Below are 21,766 nucleotides of genomic sequence, written 5' to 3' on the forward strand. Positions count from 1 at the left end.
GGGTTCAACCAAATTAAATCATTTATTTTTTTAAAGACTCCCGCCTCAATTAAAAGGCTTTATTTGGCATAATAAGCAAATGACCTAAACAGGAAAACCTAACCTAATCGGTTACATTGTGGACCCATTTACCGGTCCGCACCCGCAATAAGCCAATCAAAACCTTGACTACTTCTTCAATCCCGACCAAGGCGATCACACCATAGACAGGCCTTTTCAGTAAAGCAGCCCCAATAAAGGCTAAGGGAACACCTATGAGCCAGGAAGTTCCCATTTCTAAAAACATTGAAAAACGCGTGTCACCCCCACCCCTGAGGATGCCAACCACAATAATTGAAGTCAAAGTTTTAATCACAAATATAACTGCCATAACTTGTAATAATGTCACCGCCAGACCTTGAACCGTGGTCGACAAAGACCCAAAGAGTCGCAAGGACCATTGTGGCGTTAAGCCCATAATTAAGGCGATTACCACACCTGATCCCAGCCCCAATTTCAAGAAGCGACTGGCATAAGACTTGACTTCTTCAATCTGACCTTGTCCAATCTTATTGCCCACCATAATAGTACAAGCATTACCAAGTCCCCGTACGATGACAAAAGCAATATTTTGAATCGCCACGCAAACTTGGACGGCAGCCGTCGCTTCTCGGCCAATTATTGCATAAGCAATAGAATACATCACTTGCCCCGCTGACCAGAAGGTCTCATTAATTATAACCGGTAAAGCCGTAGTTAAAAAACGTTGTAAAAACAGCTTATCAAAGGACATCATTTCTTTAAGTTTACAATGAAGTGGTCCATCATAGGTTCTTACCACAAATAAGATAGTAGCTAATTCAATGACCCGGGCAATAATAGTGCCCATGGCAGCCCCCACCACTCCAAAGGCTGGGATACCAAAAAATCCGAAAATAAAAACATAGTTGAAGAAGGCATTAGCAAAAAAACTCAAAATTGACGCAACGAGTGGCGTCCGAGGATTACCCGTAGACCGTAAGGTAGAGGCATAAACATAAGATAAAGAGGTTACAATATAGGATAGAGATGCGACTCGTAAATAAGCCGCTCCTGCCGTCACCACACTTTGATCTGAAATCATCCTGGCTAAAATTTGTTGTGGAAAAAGCAAGGCTAGCAAGGTAAAAATAACTGCGACCGTTACACTAATCACCATAGCAATCCCATGAACTTTTTGAACGCTAGGACGGTCGCGTTTTCCCCAGAATTGTGACACAAGAACTGAAGATCCGGTCGTAATCCCAAAACAAATCATGATAAAAAAGAAAAAGACCTGATTGGCTAACCCCACTCCTGCGATGGCCGCGTCCCCTATCGAAGAAATCATCATCGTATCCAAGGTATTTAATAAGGAGACAATCAAATTCTGTAAAGCGACAGGAATCGCTATAAAAATTAATTGTTGATAAAATGTTTTTTCTTCCATGGCAGGCTCCTTAGCAAAAATGATTATATAAAGATTGCTGACTTAAATCGCCTTCCATTATAGCCAATTATGCTTAACTAGGAAAGACCTTCTTTCGATAAACTTGGCCTAACTCAACTTAAGGAAGTCACATTTTTTCTATTTATTTTATCACAAACTAGCATAGGCTAGGCTTCCTCCTATCAAACACCAAAAAAGCGAATAAAAAATTGAAACCCAATGATTTCTACTTTTTATTCGCTCTAATTGCTTCTAAGTTGAGTTTACTTTTCTCTAAGGACTAAGCTTCAGAAGCTCCTGTAATAGCATCAACCGAATTTTCTTCTTCAACACGGTTTACTTCAACTTCAACTGTTTTCTCTTCCTCTTCACTATAAGAAGCTGAAGAAGTAGTATCCGTTTCTACTTCGGCTACGGCTGGTTCTTCTTCACTGATAGAGGCTGAGGAAGTCGTGTCTGGGGCTGGACTTTCTTCTTTTTGAGAAGCACTTGTGGTGACGTCTACTCCACCAACTAATTCTTGACCCGTTTGCTTCAAATACCATTCAACGATTGGTTTAAAGTCTAGGATATATTCATTAATACCCATATATTGACCGTCTGTGTCTTTGATTGCTTGATAATTATGAACCACGTATTTGTCCGCATGTTTAGGTACATGCACGCGAACCACATCTTGTTGACCTGACCGTAAGGTTTGGATGACCCATTCAACATTTTTAAGGGATTTTGGTGGGTGGCAATCTGCTAAAGGATTCCCCACTTGTCCAGGTACACGTTTAGCTAACATTTCTGAAGCTGGTTTCACCATATTATAGTATAAGAATTGGTTATTTGAATCAGCATAAGTAATTTCCATTGGCATAGATTCTAATAACATGTTAATTTGATCAACGGTTAGAACACCACGGTTTAACTTAACATAGGTATCCCCTTCAACCGCATTGACTTTGGCAGCTGCTTGTTCAACCCAGTCATCAGCGTGCATGTCCACACCTTCAATGGTTGTAGCAATCTTACCACTGGCATTTAAATCTTCTGCGGCTGGTTTATTAGCGGCCGCTTTTTGTTCAGCGTCAATGGTATTAACCACCCGAACAAAGGTTAAAAAATTATCAATACATTGAGATAAGAATCCAACAGTTCCTTCAGCTTTGATATTTCCTTCTTCATCAAAGGCTTCTTTAACTAAACCAAGTAAAAATTCATTTCCAGGTAAGACATGGGCATTTACCCCAGGTGCATCGAGGACTTGACGAAGGTTTAATTGAGCCCGTGAAGAACCTTGATCATAGTAAGAAGCTCCCACAATCATAACAGGTTTATTAGCTAAAGGATGTAGATTGAAAGACAACCATTCTAAGGCAGATTTTAAGGCTGCTGGAATTGTATGATTATGTTCAGGTGTAGAAATAATCACACCATCCGCATCTAAGATCCGTTGATTAATATCTTGTAAAAGTGGTGTGTCTGAAATATCTTCACTTTGGTTGAACAAAGGTAAATCTTTAATTTCAATAATATCTAAGTCAAATTTATTAGCAAATTGTTTTTTGATAAATTGTAATAACTGACGGTTATATGATTTTTCTGCTGCTGAGCCGACAATCCCTACTAATTTCATATTTAATCCTCCTATTCAGCTTCCCAAGAAAAATTTTCCGCTTCTTTGCGGACCGCATCTTTAGCATTCAACAATTGTTTGGTGATATCGATAAATAATAAAAAGTCATCAAACAGACCATCAAGCACATCTAATTTTTCTTGGTCTACCAAGTTATTATTACCATCAAAGGCTTGAAGAGAATGACCTAATAGAAATTCTGATGCAGGCATAACACGGGCACGGATATCAGGAGAATCTAAAATTTGACGTAGATGACCTTGAGCACGAGAAGAACCCAGAGTTCCGTATGAAGCACCGGTAATCATAACTGGTTTATCAACCAAAGGATAAATACCATAAGATAACCAGGCTAAGACATTCATTAAGGATGCAGGAACTGCGTGGTCATACTCAGGTGTTGAAATGATCACTCCATCTGCCGCTTCAATCTTATCAGATAATTCCTTCACATAATCTGGCAATACTTTATCTTCTGGTTTATTAAAGACAGGCAAGCCTTTAATTTCGACTAATTCAATTTCAGCTTTGTTAGCAAAATGGCTTTGCATAAAAGTTAAAAGTTGACGGTTAGTAGACTTTGCTGAATTTGTTCCCACAATTCCAATAATCTTCATATACTTTAACCTCCTAAAACTATGTTACAAATAACACAAATAGATACACTCTCATTCTATACTTTAACAGGTACTTTCACAAGCAAAAACTAATATTATTTTTTGATAATATGATTAATTATTTTAATATGTCGTGAAAAAACTTACATAATAACATGTTATAAAAGCTAACATCTTATGATATATCTTTGTTTTCATAAGGGTCCTTTAGTGGTAACCTATCAAAAAAACAATCGGAGGGCTTACCATGACAATTAAATTCCAAAACGTCAACAAATACTATGGCAAATATCACGCCTTAAAAAATATTAATTTAACCATTGAAACAGGAGAGGTCGTGGTATTAATTGGCCCTTCTGGTTCAGGTAAATCAACTTTATTACGGACAATTAATGGTTTAGAGGCTATTAATTCCGGCACACTCCTAATAGATGACCAAGCAGTAAAGGCAGGTAAAAGCCTCAAAGATTTACGGAAACATATTGGGATGGTTTTTCAACATTTTGAACTCTACCCCCATATGAGTGTCCTTGATAATATTACTCTTGCTCCTATTAAAGTACTTAATTTGGATAAGCAAGCAGCTCAAGACCGGGCCCATGACTTATTAGAACAAGTTGGTATGGCGGATAAAATTAACGCTTACCCTAACACCTTGTCTGGTGGTCAAAAACAACGGATTGCCATCGCCCGCGCTTTAGCTATGAAGCCAGATATTATGCTCTTTGATGAACCCACTTCTGCCTTAGACCCTGAAATGGTCGGTGAAGTTCTAGATGTTATGAATAATATTGCTCGCGCTAAAGATATTACGCTAGTCTGTGTCACCCATGAAATGGGCTTTGCCAAAGAAGTTGCAGACCGGGTCATTTTTATGGATCAGGGCGAGGTCGTTGAAGACGCTTCTACTGAACAGTTCTTCCAACAACCTAAGGAAGAACGGGCTATCCAATTTCTTAGCAAAATTATTCGCCACTAAGAAGGAGGCCCTATCATGACTTTTCTTAAAAAATATAGTAAGGTGCTAGCTAGCCTTATTTTTACCCTACTGGTAATTACTTTTGTTCTGGTTTTTAGCAAGGCTGGTACTAGCGTCAGCCAGCCAGATATCGTCCAACGGCTTAGCAACAAAGATCAAACGATTGTTTGGGGTATAAAAAATGACACCAAACTTTTCGGCTTCTACAACATTGAAAATGGTGAAATAGAAGGTTTTGATATTGATGTCGCCAAGGAACTAACCAAACGCCTCACTGGTGACAGTAAGCATGCCAAGTTTGTCGAAGTCACATCTAAAACTCGGATTCCTTTGTTGCGTAATGGTAATATTGATGCCATCATTGCAACTATGACCATCAATGAAGCACGTAAAAAAGTAGTCGATTTTACCGATACTTATTTTGATGCGGGTCAATCCCTCTTAGTCGCTAAGGATTCTAAGATTAATTCAATCGATAATTTAGATGCCTCTACCACAGTCGTGTCGGTCAAAGGTTCCACCTCATCCCAAAACATAAAAAAACTGGCTCCTCAGGCCAAACTAATTGAATTAGAAACTTATGCGGAAGGACTCACAGCGCTCAAGGCCGGACAAGGCGATGCCTTGACTACTGATAATGCTATTCTCTTAGGGCTAATTTCTGAAAACCCAGACTTTCGTTTAGCTGGTGAAAATTTCACCGAAGAACCTTATGGGATTGCGGTTAATAAAAACCAGGCTGACTTCAAAAAACAGCTTAACCAAGCCTTAGCCGCTATGAAAGCAGACGGCACTTATCAAAAAATCTATGATAAATGGTTTGCTGAAGTTCTAAACCAAGGAGGTAATTAAGATGCTCACCTTATTTCAAAATTTTTCTGACCAGTTCTTAGCGGGTTTCGGTCATACCCTCTTAGCCTCCGCGATTGCCCTCATTGCTAGTTTTGTGATTGGTATTTCCATGGCAGTTGGACAAACTTCCCATAACAAACTCTTGTCAACCATTACAACCATCTACATCGAAGTCTTCCGGAATATTCCCCTACTTGTGATTGTGATGTTCTTTTATGTGGTTGTGCCCCTTTATGGCATAAAGGTAACCGGCTACCAAGCAGGGATAATTGGCCTTAGCCTCTATACCTCTTCTTTTGTCGCTGACGTGGTTAAAAGTGGAATCACTTCAATTCCCAAGGGACAAAAAGAAGCTGGTTTTGCTTCTGGACTTAGTCAAAGTCAAGTTACCTTCCATATTGTCCTTCCCCAAGCTATCAATTTAGTCTTACCGACACTTGGTAACCAAATCATTAACTTGGTCAAAAACTCTTCCATTTTAGCCATGGTTGCCGGACTAGATATCATGTATCAAGGCGACCTGATAGCCAGTCAAAGTTTCAATGTCTTTTCAACCTATATCATCGTCGGTCTTTTCTACTTACTCATTACTATTCCCTTAAGTTTAATGGTCAAACACTGGGAAAATCAACAAGCTAAAATGGCACGCTAGGAGGTAGCCTATGAATCCCCTTTTCTTATTCTCTATGCCCCAATTCTCATTTCTTCTCCAAGGTCTATGGCTGACTATTACTGTTTCATCGATTACCATTGTGATTGCCCTGATTCTAGGCATCATCTTGGGAACCCTACGTTTTGAAAATATCCCCATCCTTTCAGATCTTTTAGGACTAATTATCGATACTATTCGTAATTTACCCCTTTTACTAATTATTTTCTTTACCTATTTCGCCCTCCCCCAAATCGGTATCCGTTTTTCAGTTTTCTGGTCGACCGTGGCGGCCATGTCTCTCTTTGAATCTTGTATGGTCTCTGAAATTATCCGATCTGGCCTTAAAGGCTTACCCAAGGGCCAGGCTGAAGCCGGCTATGCTGCTGGTTTGACCACCTGGCAAGTCCTCTCTTTAATTCTCTTACCCCAAGCTGTTCGTAACATGATTACCTCAATTATCAGCCAGTTGATTGCCCTGATTAAAGATACTTCTCTAGCAACTATTATTGCTCTGCCAGAAATCATGCACAATGCTAAGATTATTTATAATCAAGACGTATCCGCGATTATCATTACTTTCTTTATTGTTGCTGTTCTTTATTTTCTAGTTTGCTACTCCTTATCCTTATTAGGCCGTCGTTTTGAAGTCAAGCGGACTTATAATTAAGCTTTAATTTAGTCTATAAGTTTAAATAAAAAACGAGGGACTGGGCAAAAAAGCCCAGTCCCTCTCATTTATATTGAATTTCATATGGTACAACGCAGGAGTTGACTGGATGGAAACCGCATCGCGAAGCAACTTGTTCCATCCTAGTCAACCTTGCGGGGCGGGCAGACGAAGCGAAAATCATAGATTTTCTACGTCTTGCCCACTCCCCTCGTTTTGACGTATAAATATACCTAAGCTAACCCGAGGCAATCTTACTTATTAAAAACTGCATCTAAGTTAAACCATTTCTTCGCAGTCCCCATACTTGATTTTTTGACCGCATTGGCAACAGTTTTCACAATCACTTTCCCGTTTTCTTTAATAATAGACCCCATATGGGTTAAGGATTGCATGGCGGCTGAACGACGAATATAAGACCGGTCTTCCCGTTTTTCCATGCCTAGATAGGCTTGGGTTATTAGGCCCACTCTTAGGGTTAGAAAAGCATTCACAGACCCTTCCATTAAGGAAGATACAACCAGATTAGTGATGGGTACCATCCCCGGGATAGCAGACGCCACACTTTCTCCAACTAGAGATGCAATCAAGGGCTCTAACTGACCTTCAATTAAATCCGCATCTTCAATCGTCCGTGCCATCAAGACCACCGAAGCCACTTGGCCGTATAATTTAAGAAAACCTTTCAGACTGGGACGGGTTTGATAGACATTGGCTAATTGCCAAATCATCCGCATCAATGAGAAAAGTACCACTAAACTATCTAATGAACCGTTTTGAGAAACGGCCGTCGTTAAGAAAATCGCATTAGCATTTTGTTTAATCATAGGTAAGGATAAGTTGTCTAAGACCGCAATCGCTTGGTCTAATTTTTCTTCTTGAGTTTTTTGCTCATCTTCAAAATCAAAATCCTGCAGGTTAGGATTTTTGGCTAGGAGGGCTAGCATCTTCTCGACATAATCCTGGTAGTCAGCATCCGAAGCTTCTGGACTCAATTGGATGACTTCTGGACTGGCTGACCATTGGCGGTAGAGCTTATACGCAAACCATAAAATTGCTAAGACAAGCAGGGCCACACCAGCTATAGCCACGTAAGGATGGATCTGAGCCAAAAGGTTATACAAGGTCACACATTGGTTAATTAAAAACACGAAGAAAATAATCGATACGAAGATAACAATTAATTTGAGAAACTTTCGAATATCTTGCCACCACTGGGCCATGTCTATTCCCACTTTCTAATTTTGATCAAAGAAACTAGAGCGACCTTAATAAGTTTTCTAATTGGTCTAAATCAGCATCGGTTGTAAACCAAGCTGTAGCCAGACGAGCCACTACCTGACCTTTATCATCTAGGCCAAAATAGGACATACCCACTTGCTCTTTTAATTGATCATACTGATCTTTACTTAAACAAATAAATTGTTGGTTGGTTGGTGAGTCGAGGTAAAATTCAAAGCCTGTCTGGTGGAGAATTTGGGTTAAACGTTGACTATGACGTGCATTATCTTGAGCAATATCCAGATACAATCTATCCTTAAAAAGGGCTTCAAATTGGACACTCAAAACGCGCCCTTTGGCCAAGAGAGCTCCCCGTTGTTTAATTAAGGTATCAAAACGTTTGGGTAAATTATTTTTTGTAAAGACTAAGGCTTCGCCTAGTAAAAGTCCGACCTTGGTTCCGCCAATATAAAAGACATCGGCTAACTGAGCTAAATCAGCCAGCGACACATCATTTTGAGGACTGGCTAAGCCATAAATTAACCGCGCCCCATCGACGAAAAGTGGGATTTGGTAATCTTGGCAAAGTTTGGCCAAGGCTTCAAGTTCAGCCTTACTATAGAGCCCCCCGTATTCAGTCGGTTGGGAGATGTAGATCATACCTGGGAAAACCATATGTGGATGGGTTTCATCGGCATAAAAGTTTTCTAAATAAGTCCGGGCTAGACTAGCATCCAGCTTACCCGCTTGGGCCGGAATAGTAATCACCTTATGACGTGAATGTTCAATTGCCCCGGCTTCATGGACTGCCACATGTCCTGTGTCAGGTGCAAGCACTCCTTCAGTATCATCCAATAACATGTCAATGACTAGTGCATTAGCTTGGGTCCCCCCCGCTACTAAACGAACCTGGGCTTGGGAACAAGCTAATATTTCCCTCAACCGGTCTTGGAGTTTAGCCCCATAAGCATCTGCACCATAGCCCGGTAAATTTTCTTCATTTGACGCCATTAAGGCTTGTAAAATAGCTGGATGGGCACCTTGTAAATAGTCGTTTTCAAAATGCAACAAACGTATCTCTCCTCTTATAAAAAGCCTTTAATATACTGGCTCAAAAGTTCTGCAATCCCCCGTGTTCCATCTTCATTTGGATGCAGACCATCCCAGAACCAAGAAGGCTGGTTTTGGGTTAATAAATACAAGTTAATCAAGTCTAAGTTATTGGCCGTTGCAATTTCTTCAATCATTTGGTTCACTTCTACCAAATATTGGTCATTACAATCTTCTTGGTGGACCGTCTTGGCAAAAATCTTGGGAACCTGTACCAAAACTAATTGACCTGACCGATTCTCAGAGCGGTAGGCATCAATGATTGCTTGGTAATCTGCTTTAAAACGACTAGGTTGCCAGTTAATCGCCTTAGTATCGTTGGTGCCTAAACACAAAATCGTTAAATCCGCCTCAGCAGTCAAACCACTTTGCGCTTCTTGGCATTCTAAATATGGACGGTCTCCCGCTTGAGAGACGGTTGCCCCATTACAACCAAAATTCAAAACTTCATAGTTATCACCTAATTTATGTTGGAGCTGACCAGGATAAGTATCCATTTGATAGCCAATCCCATAACCAAAGGTAATTGAATCTCCTAAACACGCAATTCGTTTTTTCTGACTCATATGTCACTCTTTTCTATTATTAACTTACCCACGTAAACCAAAAGTAATTCCCAAATGTTCTTCTAATAGACGATGGAGCTTGTCCAAGGAACTGGGATCATTAAGGTCACCCATACAGTAATATTCCTCATCATCTAAATCATCCACAAAATTATAGATTAATGGCCAATCGCCCCGAGCACTCACCTCATCTAATTTCTGATATGGCCAATCCAAGAGGCCTAATTTTTCAAAATCCAGTCGCAATTTATTCACCCGCGACCGCCGCAAATTTCCCTCGAGGGGATCTTCCATTACCTCCATCTCAGCATCTAGATGTTCCAGATGATAATGCCTTTGTCCTAGATCTAAATAAAGATCATATAAGTCATCACCCGATCCTGGCCTAGAAAATAAAAGAAAATCTAATTGATCATAGGCTGGCATAAGCCACTTCCTCTCATAAATAATCAGTCACTTACTTTTAGAAATTCCCGCAAGGAAACCAAGCGGTCTTGCATATCCGCTACACCTAGTTGATAAACCGCTTCAATCACTTGGGGGTCTTTTTCAAGTCGCTTCATTTTTAAGGGTTGGCTCGGGCGAATCACAAATGCTTTGCCTTCGGCTTCTAGGGCTTTAACCGCCGCAACTTGTTGATTATACATATCCGCCCGATTCTTTAACTGTTGGATAAAGTCGGGATAATGGCGGTAATACCATTTACCGATAGTTAAACAACTAGGACTTTTAGCGTAATTGATATCCCGGGTCAAAATAATAATCAGCCGGTCATAACCTAAATCAAAGGCCTTTTGATAAGGAATCGAATCGGCAATGCCCCCATCTAAGTATGCCTGATCTTGATAAGTGACCGGACGAGATAAAAATGGCAGGGCTGAAGAAGCACGTAGGGCTTCCATTTGTTCAAAGACATTATCAATCTTGATATATTCAGCCTGTCCACTGGCTAGATTGGTTACCGTAACATAAAAATCTACTCCTGCAGCCTCAAAGGCCGCTTCATCAAAGACATCTAATTTCATTGGAATATCATAGTAGGCAAAGTCTTTGTCGACAAAGTTTCCTGTCTTTAATAGGTTTGCCAAAGACATATACCGAGAATTACCTAAGTATTTCTTATTATAGCGTAGGGTCCGCCCTTTTTGTTTAGAGAGATAGTTGACTCCAAATAGAGCCCCGGCCGAAACAGTCACCAAACCGGCTAATGGTAAGTCTAAATCAATCAATTGATCCAGAACCCCCGCCGTATAGAGGCCACGCATTCCACCGCCTTCGAGCACCATCCCAATTTTTTCTGACATCAACTTCACCTCGCTTAAGGCTTATCATACTACAAATATTAAATAATGATAAGAAAAAGAAGTTTATCTTATTTTATTTCAAATTACAAAACACTAATATATCAGAGGGAAAACGTATTCATTAAAAATTTATTTCGAAATTGAAACTTTTCTCTTGATTATTCAAACGAACTTTTGTATAATTGGCTCTGTTGATTAAATAACTTATGAATTTCAAGGAGGAAACAAACTATGTCAAAAATTGCTATCGTAACAGGAACTACTCGTGAAGGACGTAACAACATCCAAGTAGCTGAATTCTTATTAAACTATGCTAAAGAAAATGTTCAAGATCATGAATTTGAACTTTTAGACATCAAAGAGTTTGATTTACCACGTTTTGAAGGTAACTACATTCCAGGTATGCTTGGTGGTAAATACCCAGACCCTAAAGTTCAAAAATGGGCTGACAAGGTTTCTGAATTTGATGGTTATGTCTTCGTAACTCCAGAATACAATAAGGCTTTATCTTCAAGTCTTAAAGATGCTTTAGACCACATTTCTGGCGAATTCAATAATAAAGCTGCAGCTATCGTTTCTTATGGTGGTTCATTAGGACTTTCTGCTAACGTATTCTTACGTGTGATCTTAGCCAACTTCAAATTAGCCGTTACTTCACAACAAGTTCAGTTCTCATTAAACACTGACTTTGTTAACATGGCTGAATTTAAACCAGCTGACTACCATGCAGGATCATTAAACATGATGTTTAATGAAGTAACTACTTGGGCAGATGCTTTAAAAACAATCCGTTAATTAACGTATAAGTAATAAAATTATATCTTGCCAAGTTAAGTCTGTGGCTTGGCAAGATTAAAAAGGGCCTACATATATAAAGTAAAAAAGAAGTTTGGTTATTTTACCAAACTTCTTTTTTTTATTAAATTATATGCAAGTTTTCTTTGATGGCAAGCATATGAGAAATTGGAGTTTTTTCCAAGTCTCTATAAAAATACGGCCTTTAATTCCACATAGTCATCGATTCCGTATAGACCATTTTCACGGCCGAGACCAGACTGCTTAAAGCCACCAAATGGGGCTTTAGCTGAGCGTGGGCCGTCATTGACGAAAACATTACCAGTTTTCAATTGTAATGCCACTTTTTTAGCTTTATCTTTAGGTCCCACAACTGCACCAGATAAACCATAATCAGAATCATTAGCAATCTGAACAGCCTCTTCTACCGTTTTATAAGTTATGACACATAAGACTGGCCCAAAAATCTCTTCACGAGCAATAGTCATATCATTGGTCACATGAGTAAAGATAGTTGGCTCCACAAAATAGCCTGGACCAACCCCTTTACCACCGACTAAGAGCTTGGCGCCTGCCGCTTTACCTTTATCGATATAATCCAAGACAATGTCTTTTTGCGCTTGAGAGACCATCGGGCCCACTGTGGTTTTAGGGTCAGCTGGGTCTCCAATGACAATATGGTCTTGGTAGTAGGCTAATAATTTTTCTTCAACTTCCTCCAACATACTTTCTGGTACCAAGAGACGAGTTAGGGCAGTACAGGTTTGACCTTGATTATTATAAACAGTGCCCATGGTCTTATCGATAGCGTAGTCTAAGTCGCCACCCTCTAAATAAACCATGGCTGACTTTCCACCTAATTCTAGCACTAACCGTTTAATAGTTGGGCCGGCTGCTTCATAAAGCCCTGCTCCGACTTCTGTCGAACCCGTAAAGGAGATACAATTCACATCTTCATGCTTAGCCAGGTAATCTCCCACAGTTGAGCCTGACCCAGTCACGAAGTTAACCACCCCTTTAGGTATACCCGCATCATCAAAAATCTTAGCAAAGGCTAAGGCCGTTAAAGGTGTGAAGGAAGCTGGTTTCACCACGACCGTATTCCCAGCCAACAAGGCAGGTGTAAGTTTACGTTGGATTTGATTTAAAGGATAGTTCCAAGGGGTGATACAAGCGACCACACCCACCGGGTCTTTGGTTACCAAGGCGGTATCTTCATATGTTTCAAACTCATATTGATCAAATTCTGCTAGCGTTGTCTTTAATTCATTAATTGAAAGTGGAATATGGGCCTTTTGGGCAAAAGTAATCGCCGCCCCAAACTCCATGGAAATAAGTTCGGCTAAATAATCGCCTTGAGCTCTAATTCCGGCTAATACTTTCTCTAGATATGCTTTACGCTCCTTAGGCTCTATACTAGACCAAGCTGGTAAAGCCGCTTTTGCTGCTGCCACCGCTAAGTCAACATCTTCCTGAGTGCCTTTAGGCACCTGCCCCACCACTTCTTCATTGGCAGGATTGGTCACCTTAGACCATTCATGGTTAGAGCTTTCACGAAAGGCTCCATCAATATACATTTTCATTGTTTCCATTATACGACCTCCTATTATTAATTTTAAAATTCTTGATAAACCGCTGGATTTTGGTCTTTAAGCCGACCTTGATCTTGGCTTAAGTCGTTAATCGCTTCAAGATCTGCTTGACTAAGTTCAAAATCAAGGGCTGCTAGGTTTTCGCCTTGCCGTTGATAATTACCTGACTTAGGAATTGGTATGATGCCTCGGGCAACATGCCAGGCTAAGATAATTTGTTGGTTAGACCGATTATACTTATGGGCTAAGTCATTAATCACAGCTTCTTGTCCCATCTGTGAACCCCGTCCAATGGGTGACCAAGCTTCAACAATAATCTGCTTACTTTGATGATAGTCAAGCACCTTGGCCTGATTAAAATAAGGGTGACACTCTAACTGGTTAACAACTGGCAAATGCCCAGTTTCCTTTTCTAGGCGGTCAATATGGTCTGGCAAGAAATTAGACACCCCAATTGACCGAATCAAACCAAATTTTTGGGCATCAATTAAAGCCTGCCAAGCTTCCACATATTGGTTTTGATCTGGATTGGGCCAATGAATTAAATATAAGTCTAAATAATCTAAACCCGTACGGGCTAAAGACTCTTCGATGGTTTCAATAGCCTCCTTATAAGCATGATGGCGACCCGGTAATTTAGACGTAACCGTGATTTGGTCTCTTGAAATACCTGACTGACGGATTGCCTGACCAACGATTCCTTCATTTTCATAATTAAAGGCTGAATCAATCAAGCGATAGCCTGATTGTAAGGCCATTTTAATCCGTTGCATACCTGAAGACCCTCTGAGGCCATAGGTTCCTAATCCAAGCTTAGGAATAGCAAAACCATCATTTAATAGATAATATTTCTCTTTCACCTTAGAAACCCCTTTCATTTATTAGTATAACAGGATGAGAACGACTTGTTTATTGATATGCCTATTTATCCGAAATTTTTTCAAAATTAAAAACCACATTTTCATTAGCAGACCAGTAAATATAACCTGGACAGACTACTCAAAGAAAGTGTGGTTTTGATCAAATATAAATGATTAAAATCAATCGAAACTATAGATTTAGGGCATAATTCGTATCCGCAAGCGCTGCTTGTAAATCAGCATCTTGGAAATCACCTTTAAGTTGAACTTGATGCTTAGCTAAATCAACCTTAGCAGCTGTAACCCCAGCAACTTGATTCAATTTACTTTCAACTGTATTGGCACACCCTTGACATTTCATTCCAGTTACTTCATAGTTTTTTTCCATTATCCATTCCTCTTTCTATTCTCTTTATTTCTATCATACATTTTTAGCTTTTATTTTAAAGTTTCTTAACCGTAAGGCATTCAATAAAACGGATACGGATGAGAAGGACATGGCAGCCCCGGCTAACATAGGGCTTAAAAGAGGGCCACCAAATAAGTGAAGGAGGCCCATCGCTACGGGGATACCTAAGACATTATAGGCAAAGGCCCAAAACAGATTTTCTTTAATATTACGAATGGTAGCTGCGGACAATTCAAGGGCCGCCGGTACATCCATTAAATCAGACCGCATCAAGACAATATCCGCCGAATCCATGGCCACATCGGTTCCTGAACCAATAGCTATCCCAACATCTGCTTGAGCTAAGGCAGGAGCGTCGTTAATTCCATCGCCTACCATGGCCACAATTTTATTTTGGCTTTGTAAGTCTTTAATTACAGAGGCCTTATCGTCTGGCATGACATCGGCAATGACTTGGTCAACTCCCACCTGATTAGCAATAGCTTGGGCAGTTTTTTCATTATCACCAGTTAGCATAATTACCTTAATATTTAAATCATGAAGCGCCGCAATCGCGGCCTTTGAATTGGCTTTAGCTTGGTCGGCGACAGCAATAATCCCTAACAGCTTATCTTGGTCAGCCACATACATCGGGGTTTTACCCTGACTAGCAAGCATATTTGCTTTAGCTTGGTAAGGCTTGACATCAATGGCCTGGGCTTGCATCAACTTTAAATTCCCCAAGTATAATTGACGTCCCGCCACCTTGACTTGGATTCCTTGACCAGAAATGGCCTTGAAATCACTAGTTTCAGCCAGAGCTAAATTTTGCGCTTGGGCTTGGTCCACAATTGCTTGACCCAGAGGATGCTCTGAAGCTGCTTCAGCTGCTGCAGCTAACTGCAAGACTTGGTCTTCGGATTCACCGGTTGCAAGGAGGATATCCGTCACTTTAGGTTTACCTTCAGTAATGGTCCCAGTCTTATCCAAAACCATTACCTGGATCTTGTGACTGTTTTCTAAGGCATCGCCTGATTTAATTAAAATTCCATTTTCAGCCCCTTTTCCGGTTCCCACCATAATTGAAGTTGGCGTGGCTAAACCAAGCGCACACGGACATGCGATCACTAAGACCGAAATGGTAATCGTTAAGGCAAAAGTTAATGATTCTTGCCCTAGAAAATACCAAGCTAAGCCAGATAGGAGGGCTAATACCATAACGATAGGTACAAAGACCCCTGATACCTTATCAGCTAAGCGGGCAATCGGTGCTTTAGAGCCCTGAGCTTCTTCTACCATATGAATAATCTGAGCAAGGGTTGAATCTTGATTTAATCGATTGACCTTAAACTTAAAGGAACCTTGTTTATTAAGACTCGCCCCAATCACTTGGTCGCCAACTTTTTTTGAGACTGGCATGGATTCTCCTGATATCATCGATTCATCCACACTTGAGCTTCCCTCAATAATCTGACCATCCATAGGAATTTTCTCTCCCGGTTTAACCAGAATAATGTCATCCAGTTGAACTTGATCTAGGTCAACCATGGTCATTTCTTTATCTTTGATCAAACGCGCTTGTTGAGGTGCTAAGGCCATCAAAGATTTGATGGCTTCAAACGTTTTCCCCTTCGACCGGCTTTCAAAATATTTCCCTAAAGTAATCAAAGTTAAGATGACACCAACTGATTCATAATAGAGTTGCATGACAAAATGACTCTCACCACCTAGCCATAAACGCAAGGTCGCATAAATACTATAAATAAAAGCGGCAGAAGAACCTAAGGCTACCAAGGAATCCATATTGGGATGGCCTTTAAAAAGAGCCTTAAAACCTTGACTAAAGAAAGACCAACCGAAATATATCACTGGTAAGGTTAACATAAGCTGAATTCCTGCAAATAATTTTGGATAATCATGACTAGGAATCGGTAAACCCAACATGGGTCCCATGGCAACAATCAATAGCGGGAGGGCAAAAATAGCCGACCCCATGAAACGACGCCATAAATCATCCATGTGTTGTTCCTGTTTCTGACCTTGGTCGATGCGAGCTTGACTAGCATCTTTACGAACAAATGCTTGATAGCCAGATTCGGCAACGGCTTTAAGAATATCCTTGGTATTTACTTGACCTTCTTGATACATCACTTGCATTTGTTCAGTAGCTAAGTTCACTGAGGCTTGTTCAATTCCTTTTAACTTGGCCACAGCTGCTTCAACCGTTTGGGCACAGGAAGCACAAGACATACCTTCGATGGTAAAATCTTGGCTTAATAAAGGGACTTCTAATTGATAGCCTACCTTGGCCACTGTATCCGCTAAAGTTTGAAAGTCCACCTGATCTTTATCATAGTTTAAACTTAATTTCTCAGTGGCTAAGTTTACAGCGGCCTTTTCCACCCCCGGTAGTTTAGCTACAGCTTGTTCGACCGTTTGCGCACAAGAAGCACAGACCATGCCGTTGACTGGATAAGTTTTGTGAATCATAAGCGACTCCTTCCATTAATAAGTTTACATTTGTAACTTAAGATAAAGTATAAAGACTAGGTTTACATTTGTCAACTGAAAAGATAAAAAAAAAAAGCAGCCGAACAAAAGCATGAAAATCTCTAATTTTTACTTACTGGAGCACTTGGATAAATGTAGTTGAACTCATACTTTCGCTCAACTACTTTAATTCCTCGCCCCCCCTCAAGGTTGATTAAGATGGAACAAGTCGCTTTGCGGCGCTGTTTCCATCCTAACGACCACTGCCTTACAAATTTTTATTATCGAAAAAAAGATAAGGGATTGGGCTTTTTTTGCCCAATCCCTTCCTTCTAAAAGGCTTAGAAATTAGATGTCCATTTCGTGAACATCGTCAGCAACAACTACGTCGCCTTCAGTAATGGCTAAAACATCATCAACAGAAACGCCTGGAGCTGTTTCTTTCAATAAGAATTTACCATCTTGGAAGCCGAAGACTGCTTTATCAGTAATAACTAAGTCTAAGCAGTGAGCGGCAGATAAAGGTAAGGTACATTTCTTCAATATTTTAGAATTACCTTTCTTATCAGTATGTTGGATAGATGCAATAACACGTTTTGCTCCAACTAATAAGTCCATGGCACCACCCATACCAGGAGCTAGAACGCCTGGGATAGACCAGTTAGCAATGTTACCTTCTTGGTCAACTTCTAAGGCACCTAAGACAGTTTGGTCAACGTGACCACCACGAATTAGGGCAAATGAAGTCAAACCATCAAAAGTAGACGCACCTGGTTTCATAGTGATTGGCATACCACCTGAGTTAGAAGCGTTTGGTTTAACTTCTGCTGGGGTTGGTGGTGGACCAAATAACATAACACCATTTTCAGCTTGTAGAATAACATGAACGTTTTCTGGTGTATAAGCCGCAGAAAGGTTAGGAATACCGAACCCTAAGTTAATGAAATCACCATCATTGAATTCTTTTGCAATACGACGTGCGATTATTTCTTTAGCATTCATTCAATTACCCCTCTCTTAACATCTTGGCATTGCCCCAAAGTTCAGTATAGTACTTGGTATTTTCTTCTGGCGTCATACCTTGAACTACATAATCAACCAAGACACCTGGGACGAATACATCATCTGGATCAATATCGCCAGTTTCAACAATTTCAGAAACTTCAGCAATAACGATATCAGCTGCTAAAGCCATTTCTTTTGTAAGGAATTTTTCAGTTCCTTGACATACAAGGTTACCAAATTTATCTGCTTTACTAGCTTTTACAAAAGCAACATCTAGTGGTAGTGGTTCATAGAATAAATATTCTTTACCATTAATTTCGACTTTTTTATGGTTTTCTTCTTGAGTGGTACCCACACCAGTAGGCGTTAATACCCCACCAAGACCAGCACCTGCTGCATGAAGACATTCAATTATAGTACCCATTGGTGTATATTCTACTTCTAAATCACCAGCTAAGAATTGGCCAGATATTTGTTTTGAAGTACCTGTATGCGCAAGAATCCCTTTAGCAATTTGATTGTTTTCTGCTAACCAGTCTACATCATGAGTAGCACCTGGGAATGAAGTAACCGCTTGGATTAAGGTTAATTCATTGGTTCCTGCATCGGCTAAAGCCTTAATTAATTTAATTGGTGCTGAAGGTCCAACAAATCCAGAAGTACCTAAACGCGCACCTTTTTTGACTAGGGCAACTGCTTCTTCAATCGAAACAAATTGTACCATATCCATACCTCCAATATTTTATTTATTATTTACTATAATCAAAGAATCCTTTACCAGTCTTACGTCCTAACCAACCGGCTTCTACATATTTAGTTAAAATTGGAGCTGGACGATACTTAGGATCCTTGAAGCCGTCATATAATACGTTCATAATTGCCAAGACAATATCTAATCCGATTAAATCTGCAAGAGCTAGTGGGCCAATTGGGTGGTTAGCGCCTAACTTCATAGCTTCATCAATTTCTTCACCAGAAGCAATTCCTTCTGCAAAGACAAAAGCTCCTTCGTTAATCATTGGGATTAAGATACGGTTTACTACGAAACCATAAGAATCTTTAACAGATACTGGTGTTTTACCAATTTCTTTAGCAAGTTCTTTAACGGCATTTGTAGTTTCATTTGAAGTTACGATAGTTGAGATTACTTCAACTAATTTCATAACTGGAGCTGGGTTAAAGAAGTGCATACCGATTACTTTGTCTGGACGTTTAGTTGCTAAAGCAATTTGAGTCACTGATAAAGAAGAGGTGTTTGATGCTAAGATTGTATGTTCGGGTGCAATTTCATCTAATTGTTTGAAGATACCAAGTTTGATTTCTTTATTTTCAGTGGCAGCTTCCACAACTAAGTCAACCTCTTTAGCATCCGCATAGTCAACAGAAGGTTTAATATTCGCAATAATATCATCTACTTCTTCTTGAGTTTTCTTACCCTTGTCAACTGCACGTTGTAATTGTTTCTTGATACCATTCAATCCACGGTCAACAAATTCTTGTTTGATATCGTTCAAATAAACGACTTTACCTGTTTGGGCAAACACTTGGGCAATTCCAGAGCCCATTGTACCTGAACCAATTACCATTACTTTTTCAATACTCAAAATAAACACTCCCTATAAAATATTTTTTATTAATAATAACCTTAAATAAAATCAATAAACCTAAGTTATTAGTCTATTTGCCAGTAAATTCAGGTTTACGTTTTTCAACGAAGGCAGCCATTCCTTCTTTTTGATCTTCAGTTGCAAATAAATTACCGAACATTTCGGCTTCAACTTCTACAGCGCGATGTAAAGGTAATTCAATACCTAAGTCAATTGCAATCTTAGATTTTTGAACAGCAGTTTGACTTTGTTTCAAAATCTTACCAGCTAATTTTTCAGCTTCAGCCATTAATTCTTCTTGAGGAACTACTTTATTAACCAAACCGATGCGTTCAGCTTCAGCCGCTTTAATATTAGAAGCTGTGTAGATTAATTCTTTAGCTTTAGCAATACCAACAATTCGAGCTAAACGTTGGGTACCACCAAAACCAGGGGTAATACCTAACCCTACTTCAGGTTGGCCGAACAAGGCATTTTCAGAGGCAATCCGAAGATCACATGACATAGCTAATTCACAGCCTCCACCAAGTGCAAAACCATTAACGGCTGCAATTGAAGGTTGGTCTAAAGTTGCAAGAGCTTCGAAGATACGGTTTCCTAATAGAGAGAATACTTGACCCTCTTTAGCGCTCTTAGTTGACATTTCAACAATATTAGCACCTGCTACGAAAGATTTTTCGCCAGCCCCCGTAAGGATCACAACTTTAATTGTTTCACTTTCTTTAATTGCTTGAACGGCTTGACCTAATTCTGTCAAAACTTCAGTATTTAAAGCATTTAATGACTTAGGTTGGTTAATCGTAATATAAGCGATTCCATTTTTTTCTTCAAAAAGAATTGTATTATATGACATATTTTATAATTCCTCCATTTATCATCTTTTATAACCATTTTTTTGCGATAATTTTACTTTGGGTAGCCATTGAACCACCATATATAGCAGTTGCACGTGCATCACGGGCTAAGCGTTCTAAATCATTTTGGCGCATGTAACCAAAGCCACCACTCATATGTATAATTTGTTCAGTTGATTGAGTTGCTAATTCAGAAATCAATAACTTCAGCATAGCAATCGCATCCCTATCAATTGTTCTTTGCGATACCGTATTATCATATAATGCTTGTATCGCTTCATAACGACTAATCAAATGTGCAATAATTTGTTGATAGTCTGGCATTTCAATCAGGCGAGTTCCAATCTTACGGTCTAAACTTAAATAATCAATCCCTTTTTTAATACTAGAGGCTGTTAAGCCAATTGCTTGCGCAACAATTGATAATTTAATGCGATCCATAATTTCCTTACTTTGGGTTTCTCCTTGGTAAACTCCGCCTAACAGGCTTTCCTCAGAAAGAAAGACGTTTTCAAAGGTCAATTCTGTGACAGACATGGCCCTTATGCCCACTTTTTTCTTAGCAGGATGGACCGTTACGCCTTCTAAATCACGATTTACCACAAAGACGCCTCGCTGCAAACTATGGTTAGCATCCGCTTTTTTTGCAGTAACATAAAATAAATGGGCCTCCTGGCCATTTGACACATAAGCCTTATGACCATTTAAAATCCATCCACCTTCAGTTTCTACAACCGTTGTCGTTAACTGCTCGATATCACTCCCCCCAGCTTCTTCTGAATGAGCCACGGCTCCTAGCCGCTTGCCTTGAATCAAGTCAGCAAGGTAGGTATCCCGTTGGCTATCCGTACCAAAGCGAAGTATTGGATAAACCCCATAAGCAGCTTGAGTTAACAAGATGCTTGCCAGGGCTGGAAACACCTCAGAAATTTGTTTAATGAGTTGATTAAATTCCTTCAGTGTATGGTTACGATCAATTTGTGAAACTAAATCGACAAAATAAGGGTCATGAATAATTTCATCAACCAAAATAAAAGGGAATGAGTCATCTGCATCAGTTTGTCTAGCAGACTCAAGTAAGGTAGTCCCCAGTCGACTTTCAATCTCTTGAATCCATACTTGAGTATTCATTCTCA

General features: G+C 39.8%; 22 protein-coding genes. 5 read left to right on the forward strand and 17 right to left on the reverse strand.

Annotated features, from left to right (window positions below):
- Positions 1 to 103: 103 nt before the first annotated feature.
- The 3 genes from G396_RS0103875 to G396_RS0103885 form a co-directional block, all read right to left on the reverse strand.
- Complete coding sequence (locus G396_RS0103875; protein WP_028125103.1) at positions 104 to 1,447, reverse strand: MATE family efflux transporter; 1,344 nt, start codon at positions 1,445 to 1,447, stop codon at positions 104 to 106.
- Positions 1,448 to 1,727: 280 nt separating this feature from the next.
- The gene (locus G396_RS0103880; RefSeq protein WP_006418990.1) at positions 1,728 to 3,071 is read right to left on the reverse strand and encodes an NADPH-dependent oxidoreductase; all 1,344 of its coding nucleotides are present in this window, start codon (positions 3,069 to 3,071) and stop codon (positions 1,728 to 1,730) included.
- A gap of 11 nt (positions 3,072 to 3,082) precedes the next feature.
- A complete protein-coding gene (locus G396_RS0103885; protein ID WP_006418991.1) occupies positions 3,083 to 3,688 on the reverse strand; it encodes an NADPH-dependent FMN reductase in 606 nt (201 codons plus the stop codon).
- A 247-nt stretch (positions 3,689 to 3,935) separates the two neighbouring features.
- Between G396_RS0103885 and G396_RS0103890 the strand changes: the two genes are divergently transcribed.
- Genes G396_RS0103890 through G396_RS0103905 form a run of 4 tightly spaced genes read left to right on the forward strand, consistent with a single transcriptional unit; the run spans position 3,936 to position 6,838 of the window.
- A complete protein-coding gene (locus tag G396_RS0103890) occupies positions 3,936 to 4,667 on the forward strand; it encodes an amino acid ABC transporter ATP-binding protein (protein ID WP_006419016.1) in 732 nt (243 codons plus the stop codon).
- Positions 4,668 to 4,682: 15 nt separating this feature from the next.
- Complete coding sequence (locus tag G396_RS0103895; protein WP_051221102.1) at positions 4,683 to 5,519, forward strand: transporter substrate-binding domain-containing protein; 837 nt, start codon at positions 4,683 to 4,685, stop codon at positions 5,517 to 5,519.
- Position 5,520: 1 nt separating this feature from the next.
- Positions 5,521 to 6,171 (forward strand): amino acid ABC transporter permease, encoded by a 651-nt coding sequence (locus G396_RS0103900; protein WP_006419048.1) that lies wholly within the window; start codon positions 5,521 to 5,523, stop codon positions 6,169 to 6,171.
- 10 nt (positions 6,172 to 6,181) lie between these two features.
- Entirely contained in the window at positions 6,182 to 6,838 is a 657-nt protein-coding gene (locus tag G396_RS0103905; RefSeq protein WP_006419011.1) for an amino acid ABC transporter permease, read from the forward strand.
- Between the two features lie 254 nt (positions 6,839 to 7,092).
- Here G396_RS0103905 and G396_RS0103910 read toward each other — a convergent pair whose 3' ends face one another.
- From G396_RS0103910 to G396_RS0103930, 5 genes are read right to left on the reverse strand one after another with little or no spacing between them, the layout of a single operon-like run.
- Positions 7,093 to 8,061: a DUF697 domain-containing protein gene (locus G396_RS0103910; RefSeq protein WP_028125105.1), complete on the reverse strand. Its 969-nt coding sequence runs from the start codon at positions 8,059 to 8,061 to the stop codon at positions 7,093 to 7,095.
- A gap of 34 nt (positions 8,062 to 8,095) precedes the next feature.
- Complete coding sequence (locus G396_RS0103915; RefSeq protein WP_028125106.1) at positions 8,096 to 9,130, reverse strand: threonine aldolase family protein; 1,035 nt, start codon at positions 9,128 to 9,130, stop codon at positions 8,096 to 8,098.
- A 14-nt stretch (positions 9,131 to 9,144) separates the two neighbouring features.
- Complete coding sequence (locus G396_RS0103920) at positions 9,145 to 9,735, reverse strand: GDSL-type esterase/lipase family protein (protein ID WP_006419031.1); 591 nt, start codon at positions 9,733 to 9,735, stop codon at positions 9,145 to 9,147.
- A 24-nt stretch (positions 9,736 to 9,759) separates the two neighbouring features.
- On the reverse strand, positions 9,760 to 10,161 hold the full coding sequence (locus G396_RS0103925) for a hypothetical protein (protein WP_006419055.1): 402 nt from the start codon (positions 10,159 to 10,161) through the stop codon (positions 9,760 to 9,762).
- A 23-nt stretch (positions 10,162 to 10,184) separates the two neighbouring features.
- The gene (locus G396_RS0103930) at positions 10,185 to 11,039 is read right to left on the reverse strand and encodes a patatin-like phospholipase family protein (RefSeq protein WP_028125107.1); all 855 of its coding nucleotides are present in this window, start codon (positions 11,037 to 11,039) and stop codon (positions 10,185 to 10,187) included.
- A 231-nt stretch (positions 11,040 to 11,270) separates the two neighbouring features.
- Here G396_RS0103930 and G396_RS0103935 point away from each other — a divergent pair, with 231 nt between their 5' ends.
- Positions 11,271 to 11,834, forward strand: a complete 564-nt coding sequence (locus G396_RS0103935) for an NADPH-dependent FMN reductase (RefSeq protein WP_028125108.1) — start codon at positions 11,271 to 11,273, stop codon at positions 11,832 to 11,834.
- Positions 11,835 to 12,022: 188 nt separating this feature from the next.
- Here the strand turns inward: G396_RS0103935 and G396_RS0103940 are convergent, their stop codons facing one another.
- The 9 genes from G396_RS0103940 to G396_RS0103980 all read right to left on the reverse strand — a co-directional run bounded on the left by G396_RS0103940 (position 12,023) and on the right by G396_RS0103980 (position 21,761).
- Positions 12,023 to 13,426 (reverse strand): aldehyde dehydrogenase family protein, encoded by a 1,404-nt coding sequence (locus tag G396_RS0103940; RefSeq protein WP_028125109.1) that lies wholly within the window; start codon positions 13,424 to 13,426, stop codon positions 12,023 to 12,025.
- 23 nt (positions 13,427 to 13,449) lie between these two features.
- Complete coding sequence (locus G396_RS0103945; protein WP_006419034.1) at positions 13,450 to 14,286, reverse strand: aldo/keto reductase; 837 nt, start codon at positions 14,284 to 14,286, stop codon at positions 13,450 to 13,452.
- A gap of 190 nt (positions 14,287 to 14,476) precedes the next feature.
- Positions 14,477 to 14,674, reverse strand: coding sequence for a heavy-metal-associated domain-containing protein (locus tag G396_RS0103950; protein WP_028125110.1), 198 nt, complete (start codon positions 14,672 to 14,674; stop codon positions 14,477 to 14,479).
- 33 nt (positions 14,675 to 14,707) lie between these two features.
- The gene (locus tag G396_RS0103955; RefSeq protein ID WP_028125111.1) at positions 14,708 to 17,164 is read right to left on the reverse strand and encodes a heavy metal translocating P-type ATPase; all 2,457 of its coding nucleotides are present in this window, start codon (positions 17,162 to 17,164) and stop codon (positions 14,708 to 14,710) included.
- Between the two features lie 348 nt (positions 17,165 to 17,512).
- Positions 17,513 to 18,166 carry a 3-oxoacid CoA-transferase subunit B gene (locus G396_RS0103960; RefSeq protein ID WP_028125112.1) on the reverse strand — a complete coding sequence of 218 codons (654 nt, stop codon included), beginning with the start codon at positions 18,164 to 18,166 and terminating at the stop codon, positions 17,513 to 17,515.
- Between the two features lie 4 nt (positions 18,167 to 18,170).
- Entirely contained in the window at positions 18,171 to 18,893 is a 723-nt protein-coding gene (locus G396_RS0103965) for a CoA transferase subunit A (RefSeq protein WP_028125113.1), read from the reverse strand.
- A gap of 25 nt (positions 18,894 to 18,918) precedes the next feature.
- Positions 18,919 to 19,773 carry a 3-hydroxybutyryl-CoA dehydrogenase gene (locus G396_RS0103970; protein WP_028125114.1) on the reverse strand — a complete coding sequence of 285 codons (855 nt, stop codon included), beginning with the start codon at positions 19,771 to 19,773 and terminating at the stop codon, positions 18,919 to 18,921.
- 73 nt (positions 19,774 to 19,846) lie between these two features.
- Positions 19,847 to 20,629, reverse strand: coding sequence for an enoyl-CoA hydratase-related protein (locus G396_RS0103975; RefSeq protein ID WP_028125115.1), 783 nt, complete (start codon positions 20,627 to 20,629; stop codon positions 19,847 to 19,849).
- A 28-nt stretch (positions 20,630 to 20,657) separates the two neighbouring features.
- Positions 20,658 to 21,761, reverse strand: coding sequence for an acyl-CoA dehydrogenase family protein (locus G396_RS0103980; RefSeq protein WP_028125116.1), 1,104 nt, complete (start codon positions 21,759 to 21,761; stop codon positions 20,658 to 20,660).
- Positions 21,762 to 21,766: the final 5 nt, after the last annotated feature.

Origin of the sequence: Eremococcus coleocola DSM 15696, from assembly GCF_000428865.1 — a bacterium.
In the GTDB taxonomy this organism is placed as follows: Bacteria; Bacillota; Bacilli; order Lactobacillales; family Aerococcaceae; genus Eremococcus; species Eremococcus coleocola.